Source organism: Embleya sp. NPDC056575 (assembly GCF_042793325.1).
Classification (GTDB): Bacteria; Actinomycetota; Actinomycetes; order Streptomycetales; family Streptomycetaceae; genus Embleya.
Genome location: NZ_JBHTVA010000097.1, coordinates 1 through 23,171, shown reverse-complemented (window position 1 = coordinate 23,171; position 23,171 = coordinate 1). Strand labels below are relative to the sequence as shown.

General features: G+C 73.3%; 21 protein-coding genes. 14 read left to right on the top strand and 7 right to left on the bottom strand.

Features of this window, described 5'->3' with window-relative positions:
• Nucleotides 1-20 precede the first annotated feature (20 nt).
• The 7 genes from ACFRCG_RS43895 (at nt 21) to ACFRCG_RS43865 (ending at nt 6,576) form a co-directional block, all read left to right on the top strand.
• The gene (locus ACFRCG_RS43895) at nt 21-719 is read left to right on the top strand and encodes a response regulator transcription factor (protein WP_380042257.1); all 699 of its coding nucleotides are present in this window, start codon (nt 21-23) and stop codon (nt 717-719) included.
• Complete coding sequence (locus ACFRCG_RS43890; RefSeq protein WP_380042256.1) at nt 716-2,314, top strand: ATP-binding protein; 1,599 nt, start codon at nt 716-718, stop codon at nt 2,312-2,314. The genes ACFRCG_RS43895 and ACFRCG_RS43890 overlap by 4 nt, the downstream gene beginning before the upstream one ends.
• 197 nt (nt 2,315-2,511) lie before the next feature.
• Nucleotides 2,512-3,009 (top strand): hypothetical protein, encoded by a 498-nt coding sequence (locus ACFRCG_RS43885; protein WP_380042255.1) that lies wholly within the window; start codon nt 2,512-2,514, stop codon nt 3,007-3,009.
• A gap of 192 nt (nt 3,010-3,201) precedes the next feature.
• Nucleotides 3,202-3,744, top strand: coding sequence for a histone H1-like repetitive region-containing protein (locus tag ACFRCG_RS43880; RefSeq protein WP_380042254.1), 543 nt, complete (start codon nt 3,202-3,204; stop codon nt 3,742-3,744).
• Complete coding sequence (locus tag ACFRCG_RS43875; protein WP_380042253.1) at nt 3,714-4,613, top strand: peptidoglycan-binding protein; 900 nt, start codon at nt 3,714-3,716, stop codon at nt 4,611-4,613. The genes ACFRCG_RS43880 and ACFRCG_RS43875 overlap by 31 nt, the downstream gene beginning before the upstream one ends.
• Nucleotides 4,610-5,323: an ABC transporter ATP-binding protein gene (locus tag ACFRCG_RS43870; protein ID WP_380042252.1), complete on the top strand. Its 714-nt coding sequence runs from the start codon at nt 4,610-4,612 to the stop codon at nt 5,321-5,323. The genes ACFRCG_RS43875 and ACFRCG_RS43870 overlap by 4 nt, the downstream gene beginning before the upstream one ends.
• An 80-nt stretch (nt 5,324-5,403) precedes the next feature.
• Nucleotides 5,404-6,576, top strand: coding sequence for an ABC transporter permease (locus ACFRCG_RS43865; protein ID WP_380042251.1), 1,173 nt, complete (start codon nt 5,404-5,406; stop codon nt 6,574-6,576).
• Between the two features lie 13 nt (nt 6,577-6,589).
• Here the strand turns inward: ACFRCG_RS43865 and ACFRCG_RS43860 are convergent, their stop codons facing one another.
• The 4 genes from ACFRCG_RS43860 to ACFRCG_RS43845 all read right to left on the bottom strand — a co-directional run bounded on the left by ACFRCG_RS43860 (nt 6,590) and on the right by ACFRCG_RS43845 (nt 9,685).
• Entirely contained in the window at nt 6,590-7,384 is a 795-nt protein-coding gene (locus ACFRCG_RS43860) for a metal-dependent hydrolase (protein ID WP_380042250.1), read from the bottom strand.
• A gap of 70 nt (nt 7,385-7,454) precedes the next feature.
• The gene (locus tag ACFRCG_RS43855; RefSeq protein WP_380042249.1) at nt 7,455-7,637 is read right to left on the bottom strand and encodes a DUF397 domain-containing protein; all 183 of its coding nucleotides are present in this window, start codon (nt 7,635-7,637) and stop codon (nt 7,455-7,457) included.
• 165 nt (nt 7,638-7,802) lie between these two features.
• Nucleotides 7,803-8,492, bottom strand: a complete 690-nt coding sequence (locus tag ACFRCG_RS43850) for a response regulator (RefSeq protein ID WP_380042248.1) — start codon at nt 8,490-8,492, stop codon at nt 7,803-7,805.
• A complete protein-coding gene (locus ACFRCG_RS43845) occupies nt 8,489-9,685 on the bottom strand; it encodes a sensor histidine kinase (RefSeq protein ID WP_380042247.1) in 1,197 nt (398 codons plus the stop codon). Before ACFRCG_RS43845 ends, ACFRCG_RS43850 begins: the two co-directional genes overlap by 4 nt.
• 141 nt (nt 9,686-9,826) lie before the next feature.
• On the opposite strand from ACFRCG_RS43845, the gene ACFRCG_RS43840 reads away from it, so the two are divergent.
• Nucleotides 9,827-10,573 (top strand): ABC transporter ATP-binding protein, encoded by a 747-nt coding sequence (locus tag ACFRCG_RS43840; protein ID WP_380042246.1) that lies wholly within the window; start codon nt 9,827-9,829, stop codon nt 10,571-10,573.
• An 82-nt stretch (nt 10,574-10,655) separates the two neighbouring features.
• Nucleotides 10,656-13,064 carry an FtsX-like permease family protein gene (locus ACFRCG_RS43835; protein ID WP_380042245.1) on the top strand — a complete coding sequence of 803 codons (2,409 nt, stop codon included), beginning with the start codon at nt 10,656-10,658 and terminating at the stop codon, nt 13,062-13,064.
• A 95-nt stretch (nt 13,065-13,159) separates the two neighbouring features.
• On the opposite strand, the gene ACFRCG_RS43830 is transcribed toward ACFRCG_RS43835, so the two are convergent.
• The 3 genes from ACFRCG_RS43830 to ACFRCG_RS43820 are packed head-to-tail and all read right to left on the bottom strand — an operon-like array spanning nt 13,160 to nt 16,241.
• Complete coding sequence (locus tag ACFRCG_RS43830) at nt 13,160-13,843, bottom strand: response regulator (protein WP_380042244.1); 684 nt, start codon at nt 13,841-13,843, stop codon at nt 13,160-13,162.
• Nucleotides 13,840-15,084 (bottom strand): sensor histidine kinase, encoded by a 1,245-nt coding sequence (locus ACFRCG_RS43825; protein ID WP_380042243.1) that lies wholly within the window; start codon nt 15,082-15,084, stop codon nt 13,840-13,842. Before ACFRCG_RS43825 ends, ACFRCG_RS43830 begins: the two co-directional genes overlap by 4 nt.
• The gene (locus ACFRCG_RS43820) at nt 15,084-16,241 is read right to left on the bottom strand and encodes a hypothetical protein (RefSeq protein WP_380042242.1); all 1,158 of its coding nucleotides are present in this window, start codon (nt 16,239-16,241) and stop codon (nt 15,084-15,086) included. The genes ACFRCG_RS43825 and ACFRCG_RS43820 overlap by 1 nt, the downstream gene beginning before the upstream one ends.
• Before the next feature lie 572 nt (nt 16,242-16,813).
• On the opposite strand from ACFRCG_RS43820, the gene steA reads away from it, so the two are divergent.
• The 5 genes from steA to ACFRCG_RS43795 are packed head-to-tail and all read left to right on the top strand — an operon-like array spanning nt 16,814 to nt 22,978.
• Nucleotides 16,814-17,989 (top strand): putative cytokinetic ring protein SteA, encoded by a 1,176-nt coding sequence (gene steA / locus ACFRCG_RS43815; protein ID WP_380042241.1) that lies wholly within the window; start codon nt 16,814-16,816, stop codon nt 17,987-17,989.
• Nucleotides 17,986-19,137 (top strand): copper transporter, encoded by a 1,152-nt coding sequence (locus tag ACFRCG_RS43810; RefSeq protein WP_380042240.1) that lies wholly within the window; start codon nt 17,986-17,988, stop codon nt 19,135-19,137. Before steA ends, ACFRCG_RS43810 begins: the two co-directional genes overlap by 4 nt.
• Entirely contained in the window at nt 19,134-20,129 is a 996-nt protein-coding gene (locus ACFRCG_RS43805) for a hypothetical protein (protein ID WP_380042239.1), read from the top strand. The genes ACFRCG_RS43810 and ACFRCG_RS43805 overlap by 4 nt, the downstream gene beginning before the upstream one ends.
• A gap of 49 nt (nt 20,130-20,178) precedes the next feature.
• Nucleotides 20,179-21,861, top strand: a complete 1,683-nt coding sequence (murJ, locus tag ACFRCG_RS43800; protein ID WP_380042238.1) for a murein biosynthesis integral membrane protein MurJ — start codon at nt 20,179-20,181, stop codon at nt 21,859-21,861.
• The gene (locus tag ACFRCG_RS43795; protein ID WP_380042237.1) at nt 21,845-22,978 is read left to right on the top strand and encodes a glycosyltransferase family 4 protein; all 1,134 of its coding nucleotides are present in this window, start codon (nt 21,845-21,847) and stop codon (nt 22,976-22,978) included. Before murJ ends, ACFRCG_RS43795 begins: the two co-directional genes overlap by 17 nt.
• Nucleotides 22,979-23,171: the final 193 nt, after the last annotated feature.

The window sequence follows — 23,171 nt, the reverse complement described above, 5'->3', positions numbered from 1 at the left end:
TGTCGCGTTACACATGAGCCGTGACTGCGTCTGTTCTGGTTGTCGATGACGAGCCGAATATTCGGGACCTGCTGGCCCAAACCCTGCGGCTGATCGGGTTCGACGTCCGGGTGGCCGGTGACGGGCGGGCGGCGCTGGCCGCCGTGTCCGCCGCCACGCCGGACCTGGTGGTGCTCGACATCACGCTCGGTGATCTCGACGGTGTGGCGGTGGCGCGCCGGCTCCGCGCCGATGGGCACGACGTCCCGGTGCTGTTCCTGACGGCGCGCGATGCCGTCGAGGACCGGATCGCCGGCCTGGCCGCGGGGGGCGACGACTATGTCACCAAACCCTTCAGCCTGGAGGAGGTGGTGCTGCGAATCCGCGCCATCCTGCGGCGGACCCGCGCCGGCTCCGAGGCGCCGGCGGACGAGGTGGTGCGGTTCGCCGACCTCGAACTGAGCGACGCCACCCACATCGTGCGGCGTGCCGGTCGGGTGGTCGACCTGTCGCCGACCGAGTTCCGGCTGCTGCGCTACCTCATGGAGAACGCGGGCCGCGTGCTCACCAAGGCGCAAATCCTCGACCGGGTATGGCGCTACGACTTCGGCGGTGACGGGCGGATCGTCGAAAGCTACATCTACTACCTGCGCAGGAAGATCGATCGGGACGGGCCGCCGCTGCTGCATACGCTGCGCGGGGTCGGCTACTCGCTGCGCCTCCCGCCGGAGGACGTGTGACGAGCACGGGCCGCGGCGGAGCGGTCCGCCGCGCGGTGGCGCGGCCGGCCGGCGTACGCGGATGGAGCCTGCGGGTGCGGCTCGCGGTGATCGTCTGCGCACTGACCACGGTCGCCCTCCTGGCCGCGAACATCGCCGGATTGATGCTGCTCAGGGCATACCTGGTGGAACGGGTCGACCGGCAGTTGTCGGCGGTGGGCGGCGGGTTGTTCGTGGACAAGCCCGGCAAGGACCAGCTCCTGGGCGAGGCGTTGAAAGAGAGCGCCGGGCGTGCCGACAACGGCTTTCAGGGGTTCATCGGCGGTTGGTCCGGCAGCCAGACGCGGATCTACCTGATCGGACCGGACGACTCCCGGCAAAACCTCCCGTACGGGGCGGTCGGCGCGCCCCGCCTGCCGAGCCGGACGCAACTCGAACGGCACGCCGGCCAGGGCGCGTTCACCGTGCCGGACCGCGACGGCGGCGACGCGTGGCGTCTTTGGGTACGGGCCGACCGCGACGGTACCCGACTCATCGTCGCGGCCACGTCGATGGATTCGGTCGAGGCGACCTATCGGCGCATGTTGCGGATCGATGTGGTCGTCACGCTCGGCGCCCTCGCGGTGCTCGCCGTCGCCGCGTGGGCGACGGTACGCGCCGGGCTGCGCCCGCTGACCCGGATGGAGGTGGTCGCCGGGCAGATCGCCGGGGGCGACTTCGCCCGGCGGGTACCGGACGCGGACGCGCGTACCGAGCCGGGGCGGCTCGCGCTGGCCATGAACACCATGCTGGATCGTGTGGACAGCGAGATCGCCGCCCGTCGTGAATCCGAACAGCGCCTGCGCCGGTTTCTCTCCGACGTCTCGCACGAGTTGCGGACTCCGCTGACCAGCATCCGCGGGTTCGCCGAGTTGGAACGACGGCAGCGAGGGGATACCGGACAGCCCGGCGACGGCCTCGCCCGGATCGAGGCGGAGGCGGCCCGCCTGGGCAGGTTCGTCGACGACCTGCTGAACCTCGCCCGGCTCGACGAGCACCCGCGCCTGGACGTCGGTCCCGTCGATCTGCTGGATCTCGCCGCGCAGTTGCTTCCGGAGGTGCGGGTGAGCGCTCCCGACCGTCCGCTCACGCTCGCCGCGTTGGACGAGGACAGCCGGATCCTGGTGCCGGCCGTCGTCGCCGGCGACGAGTCGCGGCTGCGTCGGGCGATCGGCAACCTGCTGGCCAACGCGGTGCGGCACACCCCGGACGGCGCGCACATCCGGATCCGGGTGGGCGTCGCGACTCCCGCCGCGCAGGTGGCGGCGGTGTCCGGCGCGGGATGCGAACTCGCCCCGGACGAGGCCGTCGCGGTCGTCGAAGTCGCCGATACGGGGCCGGGAGTTGCGGCCGAGCACGCCCCCCACGTCTTCGATCGGCTGTATCGCGGTCGGTCCGGGCCCGGCGGCGGCAGTGGAGCCGGCCTCGGCCTGGCCATCGTCGCCGCCGTGGCCGCCGCCCACGGCGGGCGGGTCGAACTGGCCGCTCCGGGGCCGGCGGAGGGCGCGGTGTTCCGTCTTCTGCTCCCCCTCGCGGAGGGGCCGGCCGAGCCTTCGCCGACTGCCGGCTTGCTTTGAGTCGGGGCCGAGGCCATCCCGAGGCGCGACGCACAGGATCTCCTGCGTGCCCGGCGACAACCGCCGGCGGCACCGAACGAGGAGCACCGACAATGCGATCCCTGACGCCCGCACCGGCCGCCACCCATTCGATATCGGACCCGACACCGCCGGCGGGGCGGCGCCCACCGCGCGTTCGGGGCGCAGCGGTGGCCGCGGTGACTGTGGTGCTCCTGCTGGCCACGGCCGCGTGCGGCGGGGGCGAGGAGGGCCGGAAGGTCGCCAGTGCCGACGGCGGCGCGAAGCGCTCCGCCGACGCGCCCGGGGCCGGGGACGGGCGGGACGACACGGCCCGCGCCCGGGACTTCGCCAAGTGCATGCGCGACAACGGCGTCCCGGTCCAGGATCCCGATCCGAACACCGGCAAGCTCGACCTCGGCCCCCTGAGGGGCGGCGCGGACGCGCCGACCGTGCGCAAGGCCATGCAGGCGTGCCGGGACCAGGCCCCGCAGTCCGTCACCAACGGCTCGAAGCCGACCGAGAAGCAGCTGGAGGCGATGCGGCAACTGGCCCGGTGCATGCGTGATGCCGGGATCGCGTTCAACGACCCGGGGCCGGACGGGTTCGACAAGAGTTCGTTCCCGACCGGTGCGCCCGGGTTCGCGGCCGCGATGCAGAAGTGCCAGGCCGGCGCATCCGTGGGAGGCGCGAAGTGAACCGCCGGCTCCGGGGAGGCATGGTGGCGGTCGCGATCGTGGCCGGAGTCGGCGCGGCGGGGGCCGTCGCAACGGGCGTCATCGGCGCGGCGCCCACGGACGACCGGCCCTCCGCCGCCGAGCGGCCCGCGACGGCGACCGTCGACCGGGTGACCCTGGTCCGGTCCCAGACGGTGCCGGGCACGCTGGGCTATGGGGCCGCCACGTCGGTCGAACACCCTTCGGCGGGCGGGCCGACGGCGGGTGGGCCGACGGGCGGTGGCTCGACCGGCGGTGGGCAGACGGCTGGTGGACAAACAGCCGGGGGACAGACGGGCGGCAAACAAGCGGCGGGTGGTCGGACGGTCGGTGGGTCGGCTGGTGGTGGGGCGACGGCCGGTGATCAGACGGTCGGTGGGTCGGCTGGTGGTGGGGCGACGGCCGGTGGCCAGACGGCCGGTGGGTCGACAGGCGGTGGAGCGACGGCCGGTGGCCAGACGGTCGGTGGGTCGGCTGGTGGTGGGGCGACGGCCGGTGGCCAGACGGCCGGTGGGTCGACAGGCGGTGGGGCGACGGCCGGTGGCCAGACGGTGGGCGGGGCGACAGGCGGTGGGCAGACGGGGGGTGGCCCGGCCGGTGACGAGCAGACGGTCGGTGGGTCGACGGGCGGCGGACAGGCGGGTGGCGGGCAGGCCGTCGGTGGGCGGAGGGTTGATCGGCAGATCGTGGATGGGCAGACCGGCGGCGGGCGGCTGACCTGGTTGCCCGCTCCCGGGGCCGTTGTGGAGCGCGGCAAGCCGGTGTACGCGGTCGACGAACAGCCCGTGCCGCTGCTGTACGGCTCGACGCCGTTGTATCGGGATTTGTCCGCGGACATGGATGGTCAGGACGTTCGAGTCGTCGAGGACAACCTCGCGGCTCTCGGCTACACCGGCTTCACCGTCGACGACCACTACACCTCCGGAACGGCCGACGCCGTGCGCAAGTGGCAGCGGGATCTCGGTATCCCCGACACCGGCGTCCTCGGGCCCGGCCGGGCGGTCGTCGCCCCCGGCGCCCGTCGCGTCGCCACGGTCGCCGCAACTCCCGGCCGTGCCGCGCCGGGTCCCGTGTTGACCTGGACCGGCACCGAGCGCACCGTCGCCGTGGACCTGAGCGTCCAGTACGAGGACCTTGTGCGAACCGGCACCAAGGCCACGGTCCAACTGCCCGACGGCACCACCGTGGAGGCCCAGGTCACCGACATCGGCACCGCGGCCTCGGCCCCGTCCGGAGCCGGCGGTGCGGGCAATGGCCGCCCCGCCGAGGGGACTTCGGGCCGGCCCCAGGACGCCACCCTCCCCGTTGCCCTCGCCGTCCCGCAGCAGGACAAGCTGGGCCGTTTCCAGGCCGCGCCGGTGGAGGTCACCCTGGTTGCCGAAACCCGGTCCAACGTTCTCGCGGTTCCCATCAACGCGCTGGTGGCACTGCGTGAGGGTGGCTACGCGATCGAGGTCGTCGGGACCGGACCCCCCGGAAGCCCCGGGGACTACCGTCCGGTGACGCTGGGCATGTTCGTCAACGGTCGCGTCGAAGTATCCGGTCCCGACATCGCCCAGGGCTTGGCCGTGGTGGTGCCGCGATGACCGCGCCCGCTCCACTGGTCGAACTCGTCGCCGCGCGTAAGGACTACGGCACCGTCACCGCCCTGGACGCCACGCACCTCACCGTCGTGCCCGGGGAACTGGTGGCGGTGGTCGGCCCCTCGGGGTCCGGCAAGTCCACGCTCCTGACCATCATGGGCACGCTGAGCCGGCCCAGCCGCGGCCGGGTGCGCATCGCCGGGCACGACCTGGACAGTCTCACCGATCGCCGACTGTCGGCCCTCCGTGCCACCACCATCGGCTTCGTCTTCCAGCAGTTCCACCTGCCTCCGGGCCCGGTTCTGGACGCCGTCGCCGACGGCCTCCTGTATCGGGGCGTGGCTCGCCGACGCCGCCGTGAACTCGCCGAAAGGGCGCTGAACCGGGTCGGATTGGCCGACCGGGTCGGGCACCACACCCACCAACTGTCCGGAGGACAGAAGCAGCGGGTGGCCATCGCCCGCGCCGTGCTCGGCGATCCTCCACTGCTGCTCGCGGACGAACCGACCGGCGCCCTGGACTCCCATTCCGGCCGAGTCGTCATGGAACTGCTCCGCGAACTCCACCGCGACGGGACGACCGTGGTGATCATCACCCACAACCAGGACATCGCCGCCGCGGTGCCCCGCCGGATCGCGCTTCGGGACGGCCGGATCGTGCTCGACGAGGTGGCGGATGTGGTGGATGCGGCGGATGTGGAGGTCATTCGATGAGCCGAACACGCCTTGCTCGCGTTCCCGGTGGGCAACCGGCAGGCCGGTCGCAGTCGCGGTCGCAGCCTCGGCCGACTCGCATGAAAGCCGCCGATGTGTTGCGCGTCGGGGGCGCCGGACTGCGCAACCGCCCGACCCGGGTCCTGCTGTCGGCGCTCGGCATCGCGCTCGGCGTCGCGGCGCTGATCGCCGTGGTCGGTGTGTCGGCGTCGGGGCGCGAAAACCTCGACCGCCGCCTCGACGCCCTCGGCACCAACCTGCTCACCGCCGCGCCCGGGAAGACCGCCACCGGCGCCGCCGCCGGTCTGCCCTCCGACGCCGTCGCCATGGTCGCTCGCATCGGCCCGGTCGAAGCGGTCTCCGCCATCGGCAAGACCGGTGCCAAGGTCTACCGCAACGACCGCATCCCGCCGCAGGAATCCGGCGGCATCGGCGTATACGCGGCCCGCCTCGATCTACCCGCGACCGTCGGCACATCCCTCGCCCACGGGATCTGGCTCAATTCGGCGAACGAGGGCTACCCCGCGGTCGTGCTGGGGCCGGTCGCCGCCGCGCGACTCGGCGTCCGCGCCCCCGGGCCCGACGTGCAAGTGTGGCTCGGCCGACGGTGGTTCACCGTGATCGGCATCCTGGCCCCGACGCCGCTGGCCGGCGAACTCGACACCGCCGCGCTCGTCGGCTGGCCCGAGGCCCGGCGCGACCTCGGCTTCGACGGCAACCCGACCACCGTCTACACCCGCGCCGACAACGCGTCGATCGCCGATGTGGCCGCCGTCCTGGGCGCCACCGCAAATCCGGCCAACCCGAACGAGGTGGACGTGTCCCGCCCCTCCGACGCCGTGGCAGCCCGCGAGGCGGCCGACGACGCACTCAACGGCCTTCTGGTCGGGCTGGGTTCGGTCGCGCTGCTCGTCGGCGGCGTCGGTGTGGCCAACACGATGGTCATCTCCGTCCTCGAACGCCGCGCCGAGATCGGCCTGCGCCGCGCGCTCGGTGCCACCCGTGGCCACATCGGCACGCAATTCCTCGCGGAGGCGCTGCTGTTGTCGATCCTCGGCGGCGCCGGCGGCATCCTCCTGGGTTCCGCGGCGACGGTCGGATACAGCACGTACCGGCACTGGCCCGCCGTGGTACCTCCCTGGGCCATGGCCGGCGGCCTCGCCGCGACCCTGGTCGTCGGCGTCTGTGCCGGGCTCTATCCGGCGCTGCGGGCGGCCCACTTGGCGCCCACCGAAGCGCTGGGGGCGGCGTGACGTCGGTGCGTCGTCAGCCCAGGTAGCCGAGGGCGGCCACCGCGCCGAGGCCGCCGGCGCCCATGAACAGGGGCATCAGGACCTTGACTTCGACCTTGGCGCCGGCGCGGAAGCGCATGGACTTCGGGGGGCCGAGGGGGTACCAGCGCTTGCGGCCTATGGGGATGGGCCACAGTATCGGGCACCCGGACACGGTGAGCGCGTCACCGACGCAGTGGGTGAGGGCGCCGAGAGCGATCGGGAGGCCGACCCACCAGTATTCCTGGCCGGGCCCGGTGAAGAACCAATCGGAGCCGTTGCCGGGGCGGTTGAGGATTTCGACGAGCATCCAGGTGCTGGTGCCGCCGAGCAGCCAGACCAGGATGTCGCTGTGCAGGCGGGCGGCGCGCCACAGGAGTCCTTCGATGGCCAGGACCATGTGCACGAACAGCACACCCAGGACGCCCCACCGGCCGCCGTAGGCGCAGATGGCCGATGCGGCGAGCCCGACGAGTCCGGCCCAGACCCAGGTGTGGGTGAGGGTGCGGTGGCCGCCGTTGCGGCGGGGGTCGCCTTTCATCCGGGTGGCCTTGTAGGTGGCGCTCGCGAGGGCGTCGACCACGCCGCAGAGGACCATGGATATCGGCCCGAAGGAGCGGGAGACGGTGGCGGCCTTGTGGTCCAGGTCGGGCCCGAGCGCGGCGCCGGCGCAGATCAGGCCGCCGACCACGAGGACGGGCCAGGGCATCGGTTGGCCGTAGGCGTCGGCGGCGGCTCCGACGGCCATCCAGGCGCAGGCTCCGGACAGCGAATGGGCCGGTCCCATCATGCGGTTGGTGCTCCTTTGGTGCCCGGGCGAACCCCGAGCCCGCACAGTGGGGGCAGCTTATCGGTGACGATCATGGCGAGTTGCGGGGGCGCACCGGGGAACGCCTGTGGCCCACCTCACGGTTGGCAGTGGGTGGCCACGACTCCCGGGTGGGTCGGCTCCGACGCTTCACGGAGTCGAGGAATGCGTTCCACGGATGGGCACGGAAGAGGAAGGCGCCTCGGGAGGGATCTTTCGAGTCGCGTATGGCCATTGCGCGGCTCCCGATGTTGCCGTATGGATCAGGCTCAGCGATTCCTGGGGCCCGGCGCGAGGGCTTGGAGATCGGTGAAGGCTTCTTCGTCCTGTTCGCAGGGCACCGGCCGTCGCCTCCAAGCCGAGGAACGCCTTGAGGCGGCCGAGCGCGTCGTACGGCGGATCAGCGGGCAGATCTACGCGGCACAAGTCCGGTCTCGTAGGCGATGATCGCCAGGTGGACGCGGTCCCGGGCCTCGAGCTTGGCGAACAGACGCGCGACATGCGTCTTCGCCGTCGCCGCGCTGATCACCAACCGCTCGGCTATCTCGGTGTTCGACAGTCCCTGTCCGACCAGTGCCAGCACCTCGCGCTCCCGGTCGGTGATCCCCGCGATGAGACGTGAGTCCGTGGCGGGGTCGGCGTCCGGTTCGGGGGCCGCGGGGCCGGACGTTCCGGCGAAGTCCGCGATCAGTCGCCGGGTCACGCTCGGCGCGATCAACGCGTCGCCGGCCGCCACCACGCGGATCGCGTCCAGGATCGCGTCCAGGGCCATGCTCTTGAGCAGGAATCCGCCGGCCCCGGCACGCAGTGCGCCGTAGACGTACTCGTCGTCGTCGAACGTCGTCAGCACCAGCACCTTGGGCGGGTCCGGCTCGGCGGTCGCCTGCCGGGTCGCCTCGATCCCGTCCATGCCCGGCATCCGGATGTCCATCACCACAACGTCCGGCCGCAGTTCACGCACCAGGCGCACCGCCTCGCGGCCGTCGCCGGCCTCGCCGACCACCTCCAGGTCGTCGGTGTCGCCGATCAGGATCCCGAGCCCGACCAGCATCAGCGGCTGGTCGTCGACCAGCAGCACCCGCACACTCATGCCGGAAGCCTCGCCGCGACCCGGAATCCGCCCTCCGGACGCCGGCCGGCGCTGAACTGACCGGACAGCAACGTCACTCGCTCGCGCATACCGAGCAGGCCGAAGCCGCTCCCACCGGTCGCGGAGTGCCTCGGACGGCCCGGCCCGCCGAGACCGTCGTCCCCGTCGTCAACCACCTCTATGCTCACTCCTTCCGGCTCGTAACCGACCGCGACCCGGCACGTCCGCGCCCCGGAATGCCGCACCACGTTCGTCACCGACTCCTGGATGATCCGGAACGCCGACAGTTCGATCTCCTGCGGCAGTGGACGCTTCTCGCCCCGCCAGGTCACGTGGACCCGCACTCCGGCGTGGGCCGTGCGTTCGGCCAGCCGCGCGACCTCGGCCAGGCTGCCGGCCGGCGCCAGCGGGGCGGCCTGCGGCATGGCGTCGTCCGGCTCGGCGCGGCGTAGCGCCCCGAGCATGCGCTGCAGTCCGAGCAGCGTCTCCCGGCTGGTGGTCTCGATGCCGATCAGCGCCTGCCGCGTCTGCTCGGGCTTGGTCTCCACGACCCGCGCCGCCGCTCCCGACAGCACCGTGATGATCCCGATGCTGTGCGCGACGCTGTCGTGCAGTTCACGGGCGATCCGCAGCCGCTCGGCCATGACGGCGTGGGCCCCGGTCTGTTCGTCGAGGGCTTCGAGGTATTCACGGCGTTTGCGATACACCCCTCCGAAGACCCACGCGACCGCGAACCACAACGCGAGCCACCCGGCCCACTGGATCGCGTCGCCGACGGACTGCCCGCTGATGGGGAGGTCGTTGACGAACGCGGCCAGGACGCCCGCGACGGAGCCGATGGCGGCAGCCTTCGGCCGCCGGGCGGCGATGTACCCGTTCAAGGCGACGAGCAGGATGAACACGGCCAAGGGCCGCGCGCCGAAAATGTCACCGAGGGCCGACTCGCCCAGGACCGCCGCGAAGACGGCCACCGGCATACGGCGCACCAGCAGGATGGGAAGGGCGAGCACGGCGCAGAGACCCGTCGTCTCGTAGTGCCCGAGGTCGGGGAATCGGAACAGGCCGTCGGCAGGGCTCGGCGTCGTCAAGGCGAGCATCAGCATGTAGATGCCGGCGATCGCCAGCACCACGCCCTGTGACATCAGCCAGGTCACGCGCTTCGATGTCGACAGACGTCGGAGAAGCTCTTCCACACGGAGATCGTATTCAGTGGCGTCGGCTCCGCGCGTCGCCCCGGGGATGTACGCGGGTACACCGCCGGGCCGATGACCTCGGGAGAGGTGACATCCGTCGGCCGACGCGAGGCGTCCTGGTCCGTTCCTAGGTTCAGGGCCATGACGAATCCGCCGATGATCGCTCTCCAAGACGCGATAAAGAAGTACGACGACGGCCCGCCCGCGCTGGCCGGCGTGACCTTGTCCGTGGCGTCCGGTGAGTGCGTGGCGATTCTCGGCCATTCCGGCAGCGGGAAGTCCACGCTGCTGAATCTGATCGCCGGTCTGGACAAGCCGTCCAGTGGCACCGTGACCGTCGACGGCATCCGCGTCGACCGGCTCGGTGAGGCCGGTTCGGCGAAGTACCGCCGGGCTTCCATCGGCATGATCTTCCAGTTCTTCAATCTGCTCGACGACCTGACCGTGTTGGACAACGTCATGGTTCCGGCGCAGCTGGCCGGGATGGGCAAGGGCGAAGCGAAGCGGCGGGCCGTCGAGCTGCTCGGCTCGCTGGGCATCGACCGGCATGCCGAGGCCTATCCGCAGCGGCTGTCCGGCGGGCAACGGCAGCGGGTGGCGGTGGCCAGGGCCCTGATGAACCGGCCGGCTTTGCTGCTGGCCGACGAGCCGACCGGCGCGCTGGACTCGCGCTCGGCCGAGGACGTGCGTCGGCTGCTGCTGGACCTGAACGACGAGGGGCAGACCATTTTGTTGGTCACCCACGATGTGCGGCTGGCCGCCACCACCGCGCACCGCACCATCGAGTTGGTGGACGGTGCGGTCGCGCGGGACGTCGTCAACAACGGCAGCGGTGCCGGCCCGGCCGCCCACACGCCGCGGACCCGTCCGGCGGGAGCGGCCGGATGACGCTGCGCAAGCCGCCGATGCCCCGGCGCCTCTTCGAGGCCGGATTCCACGCCATGGCCCGCATGCTGTCGGAGGCGAGCCGATGAGCGCGCTCGGCAAGGTCGTACGCTCCGGCGTGGGCCGGCGTCGGCTCCAGTCCCTCGTCATGGCTCTGACGACGTTCGCCACGGTGACGTCGTCAGTGCTCTGCCTCGGTCTGCTGACCATCGTGCAGGCCCCGTTCGAGCACGCCTTCAGGGCCCGGAACGGGGCGCACCTGGCGGTCCGGTTCGACAGTTCGAAGGCCACGGCCGCGCAGGTCGCCGCCACCGCGCGAACCGCCGGCGTCACCGAGGCGGCCGGACCGTACCCGGTCGTCGCCGCCCTGGACACGATCGTCGGCATCGACTGCCCCAAGAAGGATTTCGCCGGTCGCGACAACCATCCGATCACCGTAACCACCCGGCCCGACCCGGGGAGCACCTCCGGGATGGACCAACTCGTGCTGACCCGGGGGCGCTGGCCGACCGGCCCGGACGAGATCGCCCTGCCGGCGCGGAACTATGCCGACGCCTGCTTCGGCTCCTCGGTCGTGTTCTCCTCCCTGTCGGGCAAGCCGTCGTTCCGGGTCGTCGGCTTCGGCGGCTCGGTGACCAGCAGCGCGACCGCCTTCGCCACCGCCGACGGCTTCGCGCGGCTCACCGCCGCCGGTGCCAAGTCCGACGAGCAGATGCTCTACCGGTTCGCCGAGGCCGGGACCGACGCCGACATCGCCGCCGCCAAGCGGGCGATCGCCGCCGGCGCGCCGGCCGGCTCGGTCGAGGCCGGACAGTCGTACCTGACCGCCGAGCAACAGGCGACCGGCAACGCCAAGGCCTACGTGCCGTTCCTGATCGCCTTCGGGATCCTCGGGATGTCGATGTCGGTGCTGATCATCTCGATCGTGGTCAGCGGGGCCGTGACCTCGGGAATCCGGCGCATCGGGATTCTGAAGTCGTTGGGCTTCAGCCCTTCGCAGGTGGCCCGCGCCTACATCGCGCAGGCCATGATCCCGGCGATACTCGGCGTGGTGCTCGGCACGGTGTTCGGCAACCTCCTGGCTGTGCCGATCCTGGACGGGGCCGGCAGGCAGCTCGGGGCGGCCGGTGCCACGATCCCGTTGTGGGTCAGCGTCGTGGTGCCGCTGGGCACCTTGCTGGTCGTCGGCGTCACGGCTTCGATCCCGGCACTGCGAGCCGGCCGGATGCCGACGGTGCGGGCCCTGGTGGTCGGCCGCGCCCCCAAGGCCGGGCGCGGCCGGGCGGCGCAGCGTCTGGCCTCGCGGCTGCCGCTGCCCCGGGCCGTGACGCTGGGGCTGGCCCAGCCGTTCGCCCGGCCGGCCCGGGCCGTACTGGTCAGTGCGGCGGTGCTGTTCGGCGTGGTGAGTGTCACGTTCGCGGTGGGGCTGGAGTCCGGGTTCAACAAGTACCTGGACACCAGCACCGCAGGCTTCAACGTCGGGTCGAAGATCGTGGAACCCACCGCCGACGTAGACGTGCCCCGGGGTCTCTACGGCCCCAACGACCCGCGCAGGCCGCACCTGGATGCCCCCAAGGTGGCCGCCGCGCTCGCCGGGATCCCGGGTACGAAGGCCGCGTTCGGCTGGGGCGAGAGCGGCGCGACCATCGTCGGCGCCCCGCCCGGCGGCGAACCGCCGACGGTGTTCACGGTCACCGGCGACTTCTCCTGGACGGGCATGGAGTTGTTGTCCGGCCGCTGGTTCTCGGCGCCCGGCGAGGCCGTGGTCGGCGACAAGCTGGCCACGACGGCGGGGATCCACGTCGGTGACAACGTCACCGTGGTGCAGCAGAACCGGCAACTGCCGCTGAAGGTGGTCGGCATCAACTTCGACACCAACGTGGGCGACTATACGGTCATGACGGATGCGGCCACGTTTACCGCCGCCGGCCTGGACCCGCACATCGAGCAGTTCAACGTCGAGTTGGCCTCGAACGTCAGCGGATCGCACTGGTCCACCTCGGCCGCCGCCGCGCTGACCCCGCTGAACGCCGCGGTCCGGCCGAACTCGAACGGGGGCAAGGCCATCGTGGTGCTCGTCATGGGAACCCTGGTGGCCATGCTCACGCTGATGATGGTGGCGGTCGCCGGGCTCGGGGTGCTGAGCACGGTTGTGCAGGACACCCGGGAGCGTGTTCATGACCTGGGGATCTTCAAGGCCCTCGGGATGACGCCCAAGCAGACCATTGCGATGGTGCTGACCTCGGTGTCCGTCACCGGCCTGATCGCGGGGCTGATCGGGGTCCCGCTCGGGGTCGCGGTGGAGAAGGCGACGCTGACCCCGATGGGGAACGCGATCGGCCGGCACCTGCCGCCGAGCGTGTCCCATGTCTACACCGCGGGGCTGCTCATCCCCCTGCTCGCCGGCGGGATCGTCATCGCCCTGCTGGGCGCACTGCTGCCGGCCGGCTGGGCGGCAAAGGCCCGGACCGCCACCGCGCTGCGGACCGAGTAGCACCGAGCACAGCCGCCGGTCCCCGCAGCAGAAGCGGCGGTGCCATGGTCGGCGGTCGGTCGGGTCGGACCGCGACGGGTGGGGGTCGGTGTGGCCTACCCCCACCCGCCCCGGCCCGTCGTCGCGAAGCCGCCTTCGTATGCGGCGATCACCGCCTGTGTGCGGTCGCGGACGCCGAGTTTGGTGAGGACGCGGGCCACGTGGGTCTTGACCGTTTCCGGGCCCAGTCCGGTGCGTTCGGCGATCTCGGTGTTGGCCAGGCCGGCGGTGATCAGGCGCAGGACCTCCTGCTCGCGCGGGGTGAGCCGGGCGATGCGGGTACGCAACTCCGGGTTGTGGAGCCGCTCTTGGGTGCGGGCGAGGGCCAAGTCGCGGATCGTGGCGGGGAAGAGCAGCGAGTCGCCTCGGGCCACGGTGCGGATCGCGTGCACCATGTCGTCGGCGCGGGCCCGCTTCAGGAGGAAGCCGTGGGCGCCGGTACGGAGCGCGTCGTAGACGTATTCGTCGTTCTCGAACGTCGTGACCACCAGCACCTTCGGCGGGTTCGGCGACTCGCGCAGGACGCGCGCCGTGGCCTCGATGCCGTTCAGGTCGGGCATCCGGACGTCCATCAGCACCACGTCGGGCCGCAGTTCGCGGACCCGCTCCACCGCCTCCGTGCCGGTCGCCGCCTCGCCGACCACGGTCAGGTCGGGTTCGGCGTCGACGATCGCGTACAGGCCCGCGCGGACCAGGCTCTCGTCGTCCGCGATCACTACGCGGGTCGGGTGGGTGCTCACGGGTGGCCTTCCAGGGGTATTCGGGCGCTGAGGTGCCAACGGCCGTCGCGGGGGCCGGCGGTGAAGGTGCCGCGCAGTACGGCGACGCGCTCGGCGGTGCCGCGCAGGCCGCGTCCGCCGCCGCTTCGGGTGGGTCGGGTGCCGGCGGTGGGGTTGCTCAGGTCGATCGTCAATTCGCCCTGTGCTACCCGGAGACGCAGGCTGACCGGGACCTCTCCCGCATGTCGCAGGACGTTGCCGAAGCCCTCCTGGACGATCCGGTACGCCTCGCGCGAGACCAGGCGGGGCAGCGCCGCGACGCCGTCGGCCGGGTCGAGGTGGAGGTCGACGTCGGCGCCGGCCGCTCGGGTGCGGGCCACCAGTTCGGCGAGGTTGGCCAACGAGGGCACGGGCACGGCGGGTTCGGGGGCCTCCTCGCGCAGGAGGCCGAGGACGTGGTCGAGTTCGGCGACGGCGTCGCGGGCGGTGTCCTCGATCGCGGTCAACGCGCGGGCGACGAAGGCCGGATCGCGGTCCAACAGGCGGCCGGCGGCGGCTGCCTGGATGCCGACCGCGCTGAGCGCGTGGCCGACCGAGTCGTGCAGGTCGCGGGCGATGCGGGCACGTTCGGCGAGGCGCTCGGCGCGCCGCTCGGCGAGGGCCAGGCGGTCGGCGGGGGTGGGGCCGAGCAGGATCGGGGCGATCCGGGCGAGCCAGGCGCCGGCGGCGGCGGACACCGGCAGGGGGAGCAGGATCAGGGCGAGGCCGAGCGGGGTCCACGCGAGGGGGAGCGAGGTCGCCGGTTCGGCCCAGCCGAAGACGTCGGCCAGGTTCGCGAAGAGCGGCAGGAGGAGCAGGACCAGCCCGCCGGGCGGCGCGGCCAGCGAGACGCCGGCCACCACACCGCCGGCGAGCGCGTGCAGGGTGAACCACGCGGCGGCCCGTCGGCGGGCGGCGGCGCTCGTCGCGGGCAGGCTCAGTACCTCGCCGGTCGGCGCGCACAGCACCCGTGCGGCGCCGCCTTCGAGGGTGCGCACCAGCGGGACCAGGCCGGTCAGCGCGACGAATGGCAACGCCAGTGCCAGGGCCAGGAATTGCGAGGTGAGCGGTTCCACAGGGATGTCGCGCGGCAGTCCGGTCGCGGTGAGCACGGTGAGCGCGGCGAGGTGGAACGGGGTCAACAGGGCGCCGCCCAGGACCAGATGTACCCAGCGCAGCCGGGCCCGCCGACCGAGCAGCCGGCGGGTGAGGCGACGCACCATCAGGTCGCCCGCGGGGCGGGGGCAGGGGCTGTCGCGGTGGCGGGCTCGGGGACGGTCGGCTCGGGAAGCGTGGTGCGGCCGGCGTACTCGCTCAGGAAGAACCAGCCGATGGCCAGGACCAGGACGCCGGTGATCATCTCGGCAGTGTAGACAAGGTGCAAAAGCGCGGATGTGCGCTCCGCCATCCGGCTGCCGGGTGCCGAGCCGGCGCTGATCAGGCCCATCCAGCCGCCCCACCCGAACGCGCTGCCCGCACCGAACCAGACCATCGCCAGCGGTCCGCGCACCCGGGCGCCGCCGATCCGATACACCAGCAGGAGCAGACCCACCGCGCCCACGAGTGCGAGGCCGCCCTGGACGCCGTCCATCCATCGGCCCGACGCGTCGCGGTCCGCGATCCAGGTTTCGCTCATCCCCACGTCGGCGCCCAGCCCCCAGGCCAGACGCGCGACGCCGACGAAGCCGAGCAGCGCGGCGGCGGCCGTACCCAGGAAGCGCTGCGCGTCGCGGGTGCCGGCCGGGTCCGAGAGCGCGCGGACCCGAGTGCGCAGGAGGGCGCCCCAGCGCTCGTGGGCGTACAGGGCGAAGGCGGCGAGCAGCACCGCGCCCTCGACGATGAAGCCGCCGTAGACCACGCCGTACACCCACGGGCGCAGGAAGTCGTCGCCCGCGAACGGGTTGCCGGTGAGCCCGACCGCCGCACTCAGCAGGTCGGCCGGCACGACCAGCATGATCACCACGAGCAGGCCCGACGCGACCCACAGCGGCAGCAGGATCAGCCAGGCCCGGACACGGACCTCGCGGGGGCGGGCCAGGGTGTAGGCGATCAGCGCGGCGATGGCATCGAGGACAAAGGTGAACGCGTTGGCCGCCACCCACCGGACTCGGTCGAGGTCGTCGGGGTGGACGACGCCCACGTCGACGCCGAGCACCCAGAGCAGCTTGAGGGTCAGGTAGGGGGAGCAGGCGGCGACCGCGAACCGGGCGAGGCGTTTGCGGAGGTTGTGTGGGGGTGGGGCCGGTGTGGGCTGTGCGCTCCCAGGAGCGGGTGCGGCCGGTGCGTCCGGTGCGGGCTGCCCGGGCTGCCCGGGCGACCGGGGAGTCGGTGAGGCGGATCGTGGGGCGTCGTTCGGGTCGGTGAGCGCCGGGGTTTCCATGACCGCAACCCTCGCGGCGGCGGCCCGTGTGGCGCGTCGGCGCGAGTGTGGAAGCCGGTCCCCCGGATGGGGGACGGGGCGGTCGTCCGGATGCGGACGTGATGGTGCGCCGGAGGCGTTCGCGCGACGCGCTCGCCTTGCGACGAGCCGGCCCGGCGCGGGCGCGGCGCGGCCCGCCCGGCCCGTCGCGCCTGCCGCCGCACCATCGGGCCGAAGACGAGGTTGCGGCTTTGGCCCGGTTCGCCCTCCCCGCCGCCGATCCTGGCCTCCGGAGCGACCGACGCGTTGTGTAACAGCCCCGCTCCGATTTCCCGCCCGCGCGCCCCCGCCGCACAGTGCCGGATCGTGCCGGGCCGTGAGTCTCCCCCTTCGACCGGGTACCCCCGCACCACCCCGGGGTCGCTGCGAATTCGGCCACCCGTCGGCGCGTCGGCGCCCACGACCCGATCGTCGACCGGGGATCGACGAGCGCGGCGAGGAGAGCGGCCGGAGGCCGCCGCCCCGGCCCGGGGGGCCGTTTCCACAGCGGCCGGCGGCCGCCTTCAAATACGACGCATGGCAGGATTGCGCCGGTGAGGATCCCCACGCTTCGTCGTCGACGGCACACCGAGGACACCGGCTCGTTCGCCCGGGTCGATCGGCGTACCAAGGACCTCACCAAGCGGCTCCGCCCCGGCGACATCGCGATCATCAACCACGTCGACCTCGACCGGGTCGCCGCCGAGGCGCTGGTCAAGTGCCGCCCGGCCGCCGTGGTCAACGCCGCCGCCAGCATCAGCGGGCGCTACCCCAACATCGGGCCGCAACTGCTCGTGGAGGCCGGCGTACCGCTCCTGGACGAGGTCGGCGGCAGTGTGCTCGACCGGATCCGCGAGGGCGAGCTGGTCCGGGTGGAGGACAACGTCCTCTATCGCGGCGACGACCCGATCGCCGTCGGCACGCTGCTCGACGCGGACTCCGTGGCCGCCGCGATGGAGAAGGCCCGGGCCGGGCTGTCCGAGCAGATCGAGGCGTTCGCCGAGAACACCCTCAAGTACATCCGCGAGGAGCGCGAACTCCTCCTCGACGGCGTCGGCGTCCCCGAGATCCGCACCCGGGTCGACGGCCGCCAGGTGCTCATCGTGGTGCGCGGCTACCACTACCGCGAGGACATCGCCGCGCTGCGCCCCTACATCCGTGAGTACCGCCCGGTGATGATCGGCGTCGACGGCGGCGCCGACGCGCTGCTCCAGGCCGGCTACAAGCCGGACATGATCGTCGGCGACATGGACTCGGTCTCCGACCAGGCGCTGCGCTGCGGCGCGGAGATCATCGTGCACGCGTACCGGGACGGCCGCGCCCCCGGGATGGAACGCCTCGACGAACTGGGCGTGGACGGCATCGCCTTTCCCGCCACCGGAACCAGCGAGGACATCGCGATGTTGCTCGCCGACGACGGCGGCGCCAGCCTGATCGTCGCGGTCGGTACGCACCTCACGCTCGTCGAGTTCCTGGACAAGGGCCGGGCCGGCATGGCGAGCACCTTCCTCACCCGGTTGCGGGTCGGCGGCAAGCTCGTGGACGCCAAGGGCGTCAGCCGTCTGTACCGCAGCCGCATCTCCACGACTTCGCTGCTCATGTTGTGCCTCGCCGCGCTGATCACGATCGCGGTGACCGTGCGGGTGACCCCGCTCGGGCGCGCGTACTTCCACGTGTTCGGGGCACAGTGGGACGCCTTCGTCTACTGGCTCCAGGGACTGTTCAGTTGATCGACTTCAGATACCACGTCGTCTCCATCATCGCGGTCTTCCTGGCCCTGTCGGTCGGGCTCGTCCTCGGTGCGTCCTTCCTCAAGGAGGCCGCCGTCTCCGGGCTCGACCAGTCGGTTCAGGACCTCGCCCGGAACAACGAAGGGCTGCGTCGCGAAGTCGACCGGGCGAACGCCGGTCAGCGCTACCTCAACGGCATCATGGGCACCGTCGGCCCCGAGCTGACCAAGGGCCGGCTCGCCGGGCACAAGGCGGTCGTGGTCGCGCTGCCGGGCGCGGACACCAAGCTGGCCGACAGCACGGTCAAGCTGCTCGACGGGGCGTCCGCGACGGTCACCGGCCAGGTGTCGGTGAAGGGGCAGTGGACCGACCCCAAGCGGGAGAACGAACTGGTCACGGCGCTGGGCGCGAACGCGCTCACGTTCCCGACCGGGTCGGCGACCGAGCGGGCCGCGAAGGTGCTGGCGGGGGCGGTCACCGAGAAGATGCCGCCGATACAGAGCGGGACCTCGGGGGGTACGCCGGGCGGTTCGACCACCCCGCCCGCTTCCGGGGCGCCGACCACGGGGACGCCGGCGTCCGGGACGCCCGCGACGGGTACGCCCGGGTCGGGCGCGTCCACCGGGGCCGGCGGGACCACCTCGGCGCCGCCCGCCGGCGGGGCGAACACGGGCCTGCCGCCCGGGACGGGCACCACCACCCTCGGCACGCACAACGCGCAGGCCGCGACCGAGGCGCTGACCAGGCTCAAGGAAGCCGGCTTCATCGACGTCAAGGACAATCCGGCCGTCGGCGCCGACTTGGTCGTGGTGATCGCGCCCTCGGGAGCCACCTCCGGCGACGACCCGGGGCGGACGAACAACGCGTACCTCGCGCTCGCCCGGGCGCTGGACGGCGGCGGCAACGGTACGGTCATGGCCGGCACCGCGTCCGCCGCGCAGGAGAACGGCGCGATCTGGGCGCTGCGCCGTAACGATCAAACCGCCAAGGCCGTTTCCACCGTGGACACCGCCGACACGCCCGTGGGTCAGGTCGCGGTCGTGTGGTCCCTGGTGGTCGAGGACAAGCAGGGCGTTTCGGGTCAGTACGGGACTACGGGCACCACCGACGGTCCGCTGCCGGAGCTGCCGAAGAAGGAGACGCCGTGACGAAGGCCGCCGTGACGCCGGGCGCCGGTACGGGGGGCGCCGTGTCCCGTCGAGGTCGAGCCGGTCGGCTGGTGACCGGCCTGGCCGCGACCGGCGCGGCCCGGACCGCGTACGCCGCGCTGACCCGCCGTGCCCCGGGCGGCGCCGCCCTCTGGGAGCGGCGCAACCACCGGGGCGAGACGCTGACCCTGCTGGAGGGGCCGGCCGCGGCGATCGGCGCGACCGTGGCCGCCGCGTGCGCTCCGGGCGTGCCGGGGCGGTGGCGGGCGGCGGGTGTGCTGGCGGCGGTCGCCGGGGCCGGGTTCGGGACGTACGACGACCTGGCCGGGTCGACCGACCGGCGCGGCTTCAAGGGCCACCTCGGGGCGCTCGCCAAGGGCGAAGTGACCAGCGGGGGCGTCAAGATCGTGGGGCTGGGCGCGGCGGGGCTGGCGGCCGGCGCGCTGGTGCGGCGGCATCCGGTGGACCGGCTGCTGGCCGCGGTGGTGGTGGCCGGGACCGCGAATCTGATCAACCTGTTCGACCTGCGTCCGGGACGGGCGGCCAAGGCGGTGCTGATCGCGGGCGCGCCCGGGCTGCTACGGGGCGGCGCGGCGGCGGCTCTGGCGGCGGCGCCGGTGGGCGCGGCGGCGGCGCTGCTGCCCGAGGACCTGGGCGAGCGGGCGATGCTCGGCGACGCGGGCGCGAACGCGCTGGGCGCGGCGCTCGGGGTGGCCCTGGCGGCAAACGCGTCCCGGACGGGACTGCTGACGAAGGCGGCGGTGCTGGTCGGCCTGACGGCGGCCAGCGAGCGGGTCAGCTTCACGAAGGTCATCGCGGGCAACCGGGCATTGAACACGCTCGACATGCTGGGCCGCCGACCGGCGCCGGCCGCGGCCGCGGGGTCGGCCGCGGAGGCCGGCGCGGCGTCGACCACGGACGTCGGCGCGGCCGGCGACGCCGGCGTGGTGCCCGGCCGGCCGGGTGTCGAGGGGTCCGTCCCGTCGGCATGACGATCGGCCGCCCCCACCACCGCCCCCGGACCGGCTCGGTCGGTCGCCGGTGACCGCCCCTCGCGACGACGTTCCGGTGGTGGACGGCTCCGGCGCCACGCGGGCGGTTCGGGGGTTGGCGGGGGCCGCGGCGTTGATGGGGCTGGTCACCGTGTTCGCGCGGTTGGCCGGGTTCGGGCGGCAGTTGGTGTTTTCCGGGACCGTGGGTGACACCGCTCTCGGGACCGCCTACAGCACCGTCAACTCCGTTCCCAACATCGTCTTCGAGATCGTCGCCGGCGGGGCGCTCGCGAGTGTCGTCGTGCCGGTGCTGGCCGGTCCGGTGGCCCGGGGCGCCCGCGAGGACGCCGGGCGGATCGCGTCCGCGCTGCTGACCTGGGTCGTGCTGGTCCTGACGCCGATGGTGCTGCTCGGGGCGTTGCTGGCGCGGCCGATCGCCGAGGTGCTGCTGGCCGGCAAGGCCGACGAGCCCGGGGTGGTGGACGTGGCCGCGCGGATGTTGCTCGTGTTCGTGCCGCAGGTGCTGCTGTACGGGGTCGCCGTGGTCGCCGGCGGCATCCTCCAGGCGCATCGGCGCTTCCTGGCCGGCACACTCGCGCCGCTGGTGTCCAGCCTCGTGGTGGCCGGCACCTATCTGCTCTTCGCGAACCGGTACGACGTCGACCTCGACGACCTCGAGCACCTGCCCCGCGGCGCCGAATTGACGCTGTCCCTGGGGACGACGGCGGGTGTGCTGGCGCTGGCGCTCGTCACCGTCGTGCCGCTGCGCTCGACCGGGCTGCGGCTGCGTCCGACGTTGCGCTTTCCGGACGGGGTGGGCCGCCGGGTACGCACCCTCGCGCTGGCCGGCGTCGCCACGCTGGTCGCCCAGCAGGCCGCGACGATCGCGGTGATCCTGCTCGCCAACGGGCGCGGGACGCACGGGTCGCTCGTGGTGTACCAGACGACCTGGATGGTGTACCTGCTGCCGTACGCGGTCCTGGCCGTGCCGATCGCCACCGCCGCCTTCCCGCGCCTGAGCGCGCACGCGCACGACGGCGACCGGGACGCGTTCGCCGACGCCGTGGCCGCGACCACCCGGACCGTGCTGCTGGTCGGCGCGGCGGGCACCACGCTGCTCCTGGCCGCCGCGGCGCCGGTGGGGCGGTTCTTCGCGCTGTTCATGGCCGGATCCACCGAGGCGGACCAGATGGCGTGGGCGCTGGCCGCGTTCGCCCCCGGGCTGATCGGGTACGCGCTGGTCGCGCACCTGAGCCGGGTGCTGAACGCGTCCGGGCACGGGCGGGCCGCCGCCGGGTGTGTGGTGGTCGGCTGGTGTGTGGTGGTGGTCGCCGACGTGATCCTCGCGTACGTGTTGCCCGCGCGCTGGACGGTGGCCGCGCTCGGCCTCGGCAACTCGATCGGGATGACCGTGGCGGGCCTGCTGCTGGCGTATCCCGTCGCCAGGACGGCCGGGCCCCGGGCACTGCCGATTCGGGCGCTGGGCCGGGCGGCGATCGCCTCGGTGGTCGGTGCGGCGGCCGGCGGCCTGGTCGGATTCGGGGTGTCGCGGGCATTGGGCACCGGGGGCATCGTCTTTACGTTGATCATCGCGACGGTTGCCGCCATCGTGGGCACCCTGGTGTTCGCGGGAGTCGTCCTCGCCACCGTCGGCGAGGCCGTGAAGGCGGCGTTGCCCGGGCGGCGGACGGCCGAAACGGAAGGGGAGCAGCGACGTGGACACGACGACTGAGTCGCGGGAGCGTACCGAGCCGGCCCGGCTGCGGGCCGTCCTGGTGCTGGCCACGTCCACCGGCGGGATCGGCGCGCACGTGCGCTCGCTGGCGGCCGGGCTGGTCGGACGTGGGGTCGCGGTGACGGTCTGCGGGCCGGCCTCGACCGAGGAGCACTTCGACTTCGCGGGCACCGGCGCGCGGTTTCGGGCGGTGGAGATCCCGGCCGCGCCGCGGCCCTCGGACCGGGGCGCGGCGCGCGAGTTGCGGGCGGCGTGCGCGCACGCGCACGTGGTGCACGCGCACGGGCTGCGCGCCGGGCTGGTCGCGGGCAACGCGCTCGGCCGGCATCGGGTGCGGCGGACGCCGTTGGTGTTGACGCTGCACAACGCGGTGTTGGCGGGCGGCGCGAAGGGTGCGCTGACCCGGGTGCTGGAGGGGCGCGCGGTACGGGCCGCCGACGTGGTCCTGGGCGCGTCGGCCGATCTGGTGGACCGGGCGCGGCAGTTGGGGGCGCGGGACGCGCGGCTCGGCCCGGTGTCCGCGCCGCCGTTGCCGCCGGCGTCGCGGGACCGGGGCGCGGTGCGGGACGAATTCGCGGCGGGGGATCGGCCGTTGGTGGTCGCGGTGGGCCGGTTGGCGGCGCAGAAGGCGTATCCGGTGTTGCTGGACGCGGCGCGGGAGTGGGGCGAGGTCCGGCCGGCGCCGTTGGTGGTGGTCGCCGGGGACGGGCCGTTGCGCGAGACGCTTCAGGAACGTATCGACGCCGAGTCGTTGCCGGTTCGGTTGCTGGGGCATCGGTCGGATGTGGCCGACCTGTTGGGCGCGGCGGACGTGGTGGTGCTGCCGAGTCGGTGGGAGGCGCGGGCGCTGGTCGCCCAGGAGGCGCTGCGCAGCGGGGTGCCGCTGGTGGCGACGGCGGTCGGGGGAGTGCCGGAACTCGTCGGCGAGGCGGCGGTGCTGGTGCCGTACGGCGACGCCGAGGCCCTGGCGGCCTCCGTCGGCGCGCTGCTCGCCGATCCGGACCGCCGCGGCGAACTCGCCGCCGCGGGCCCGGTCCAGGCCGCCACGTGGCCCGGCGAACGCGAAACCATCGCCCAGGTCCTCAGCATCTACGAGGAACTGGGCCCGGTGTAGCCGGCCCCGGCCGCTCGGGATGCCGGTCCGGGTAGTCCGGGTCCACCGGTCGAGGGCCGGGATCGATGTGGCCGGCGCCCACCCGGACGCCGGCCCGACCAGCGGCGCGAACCACGGGCAGTCGCACGGGCGTTCGTGCCCAGCGCGGGAACGGCAACGCCGACGCGGGCGACGAACCGGTCGGCTCGTCGCC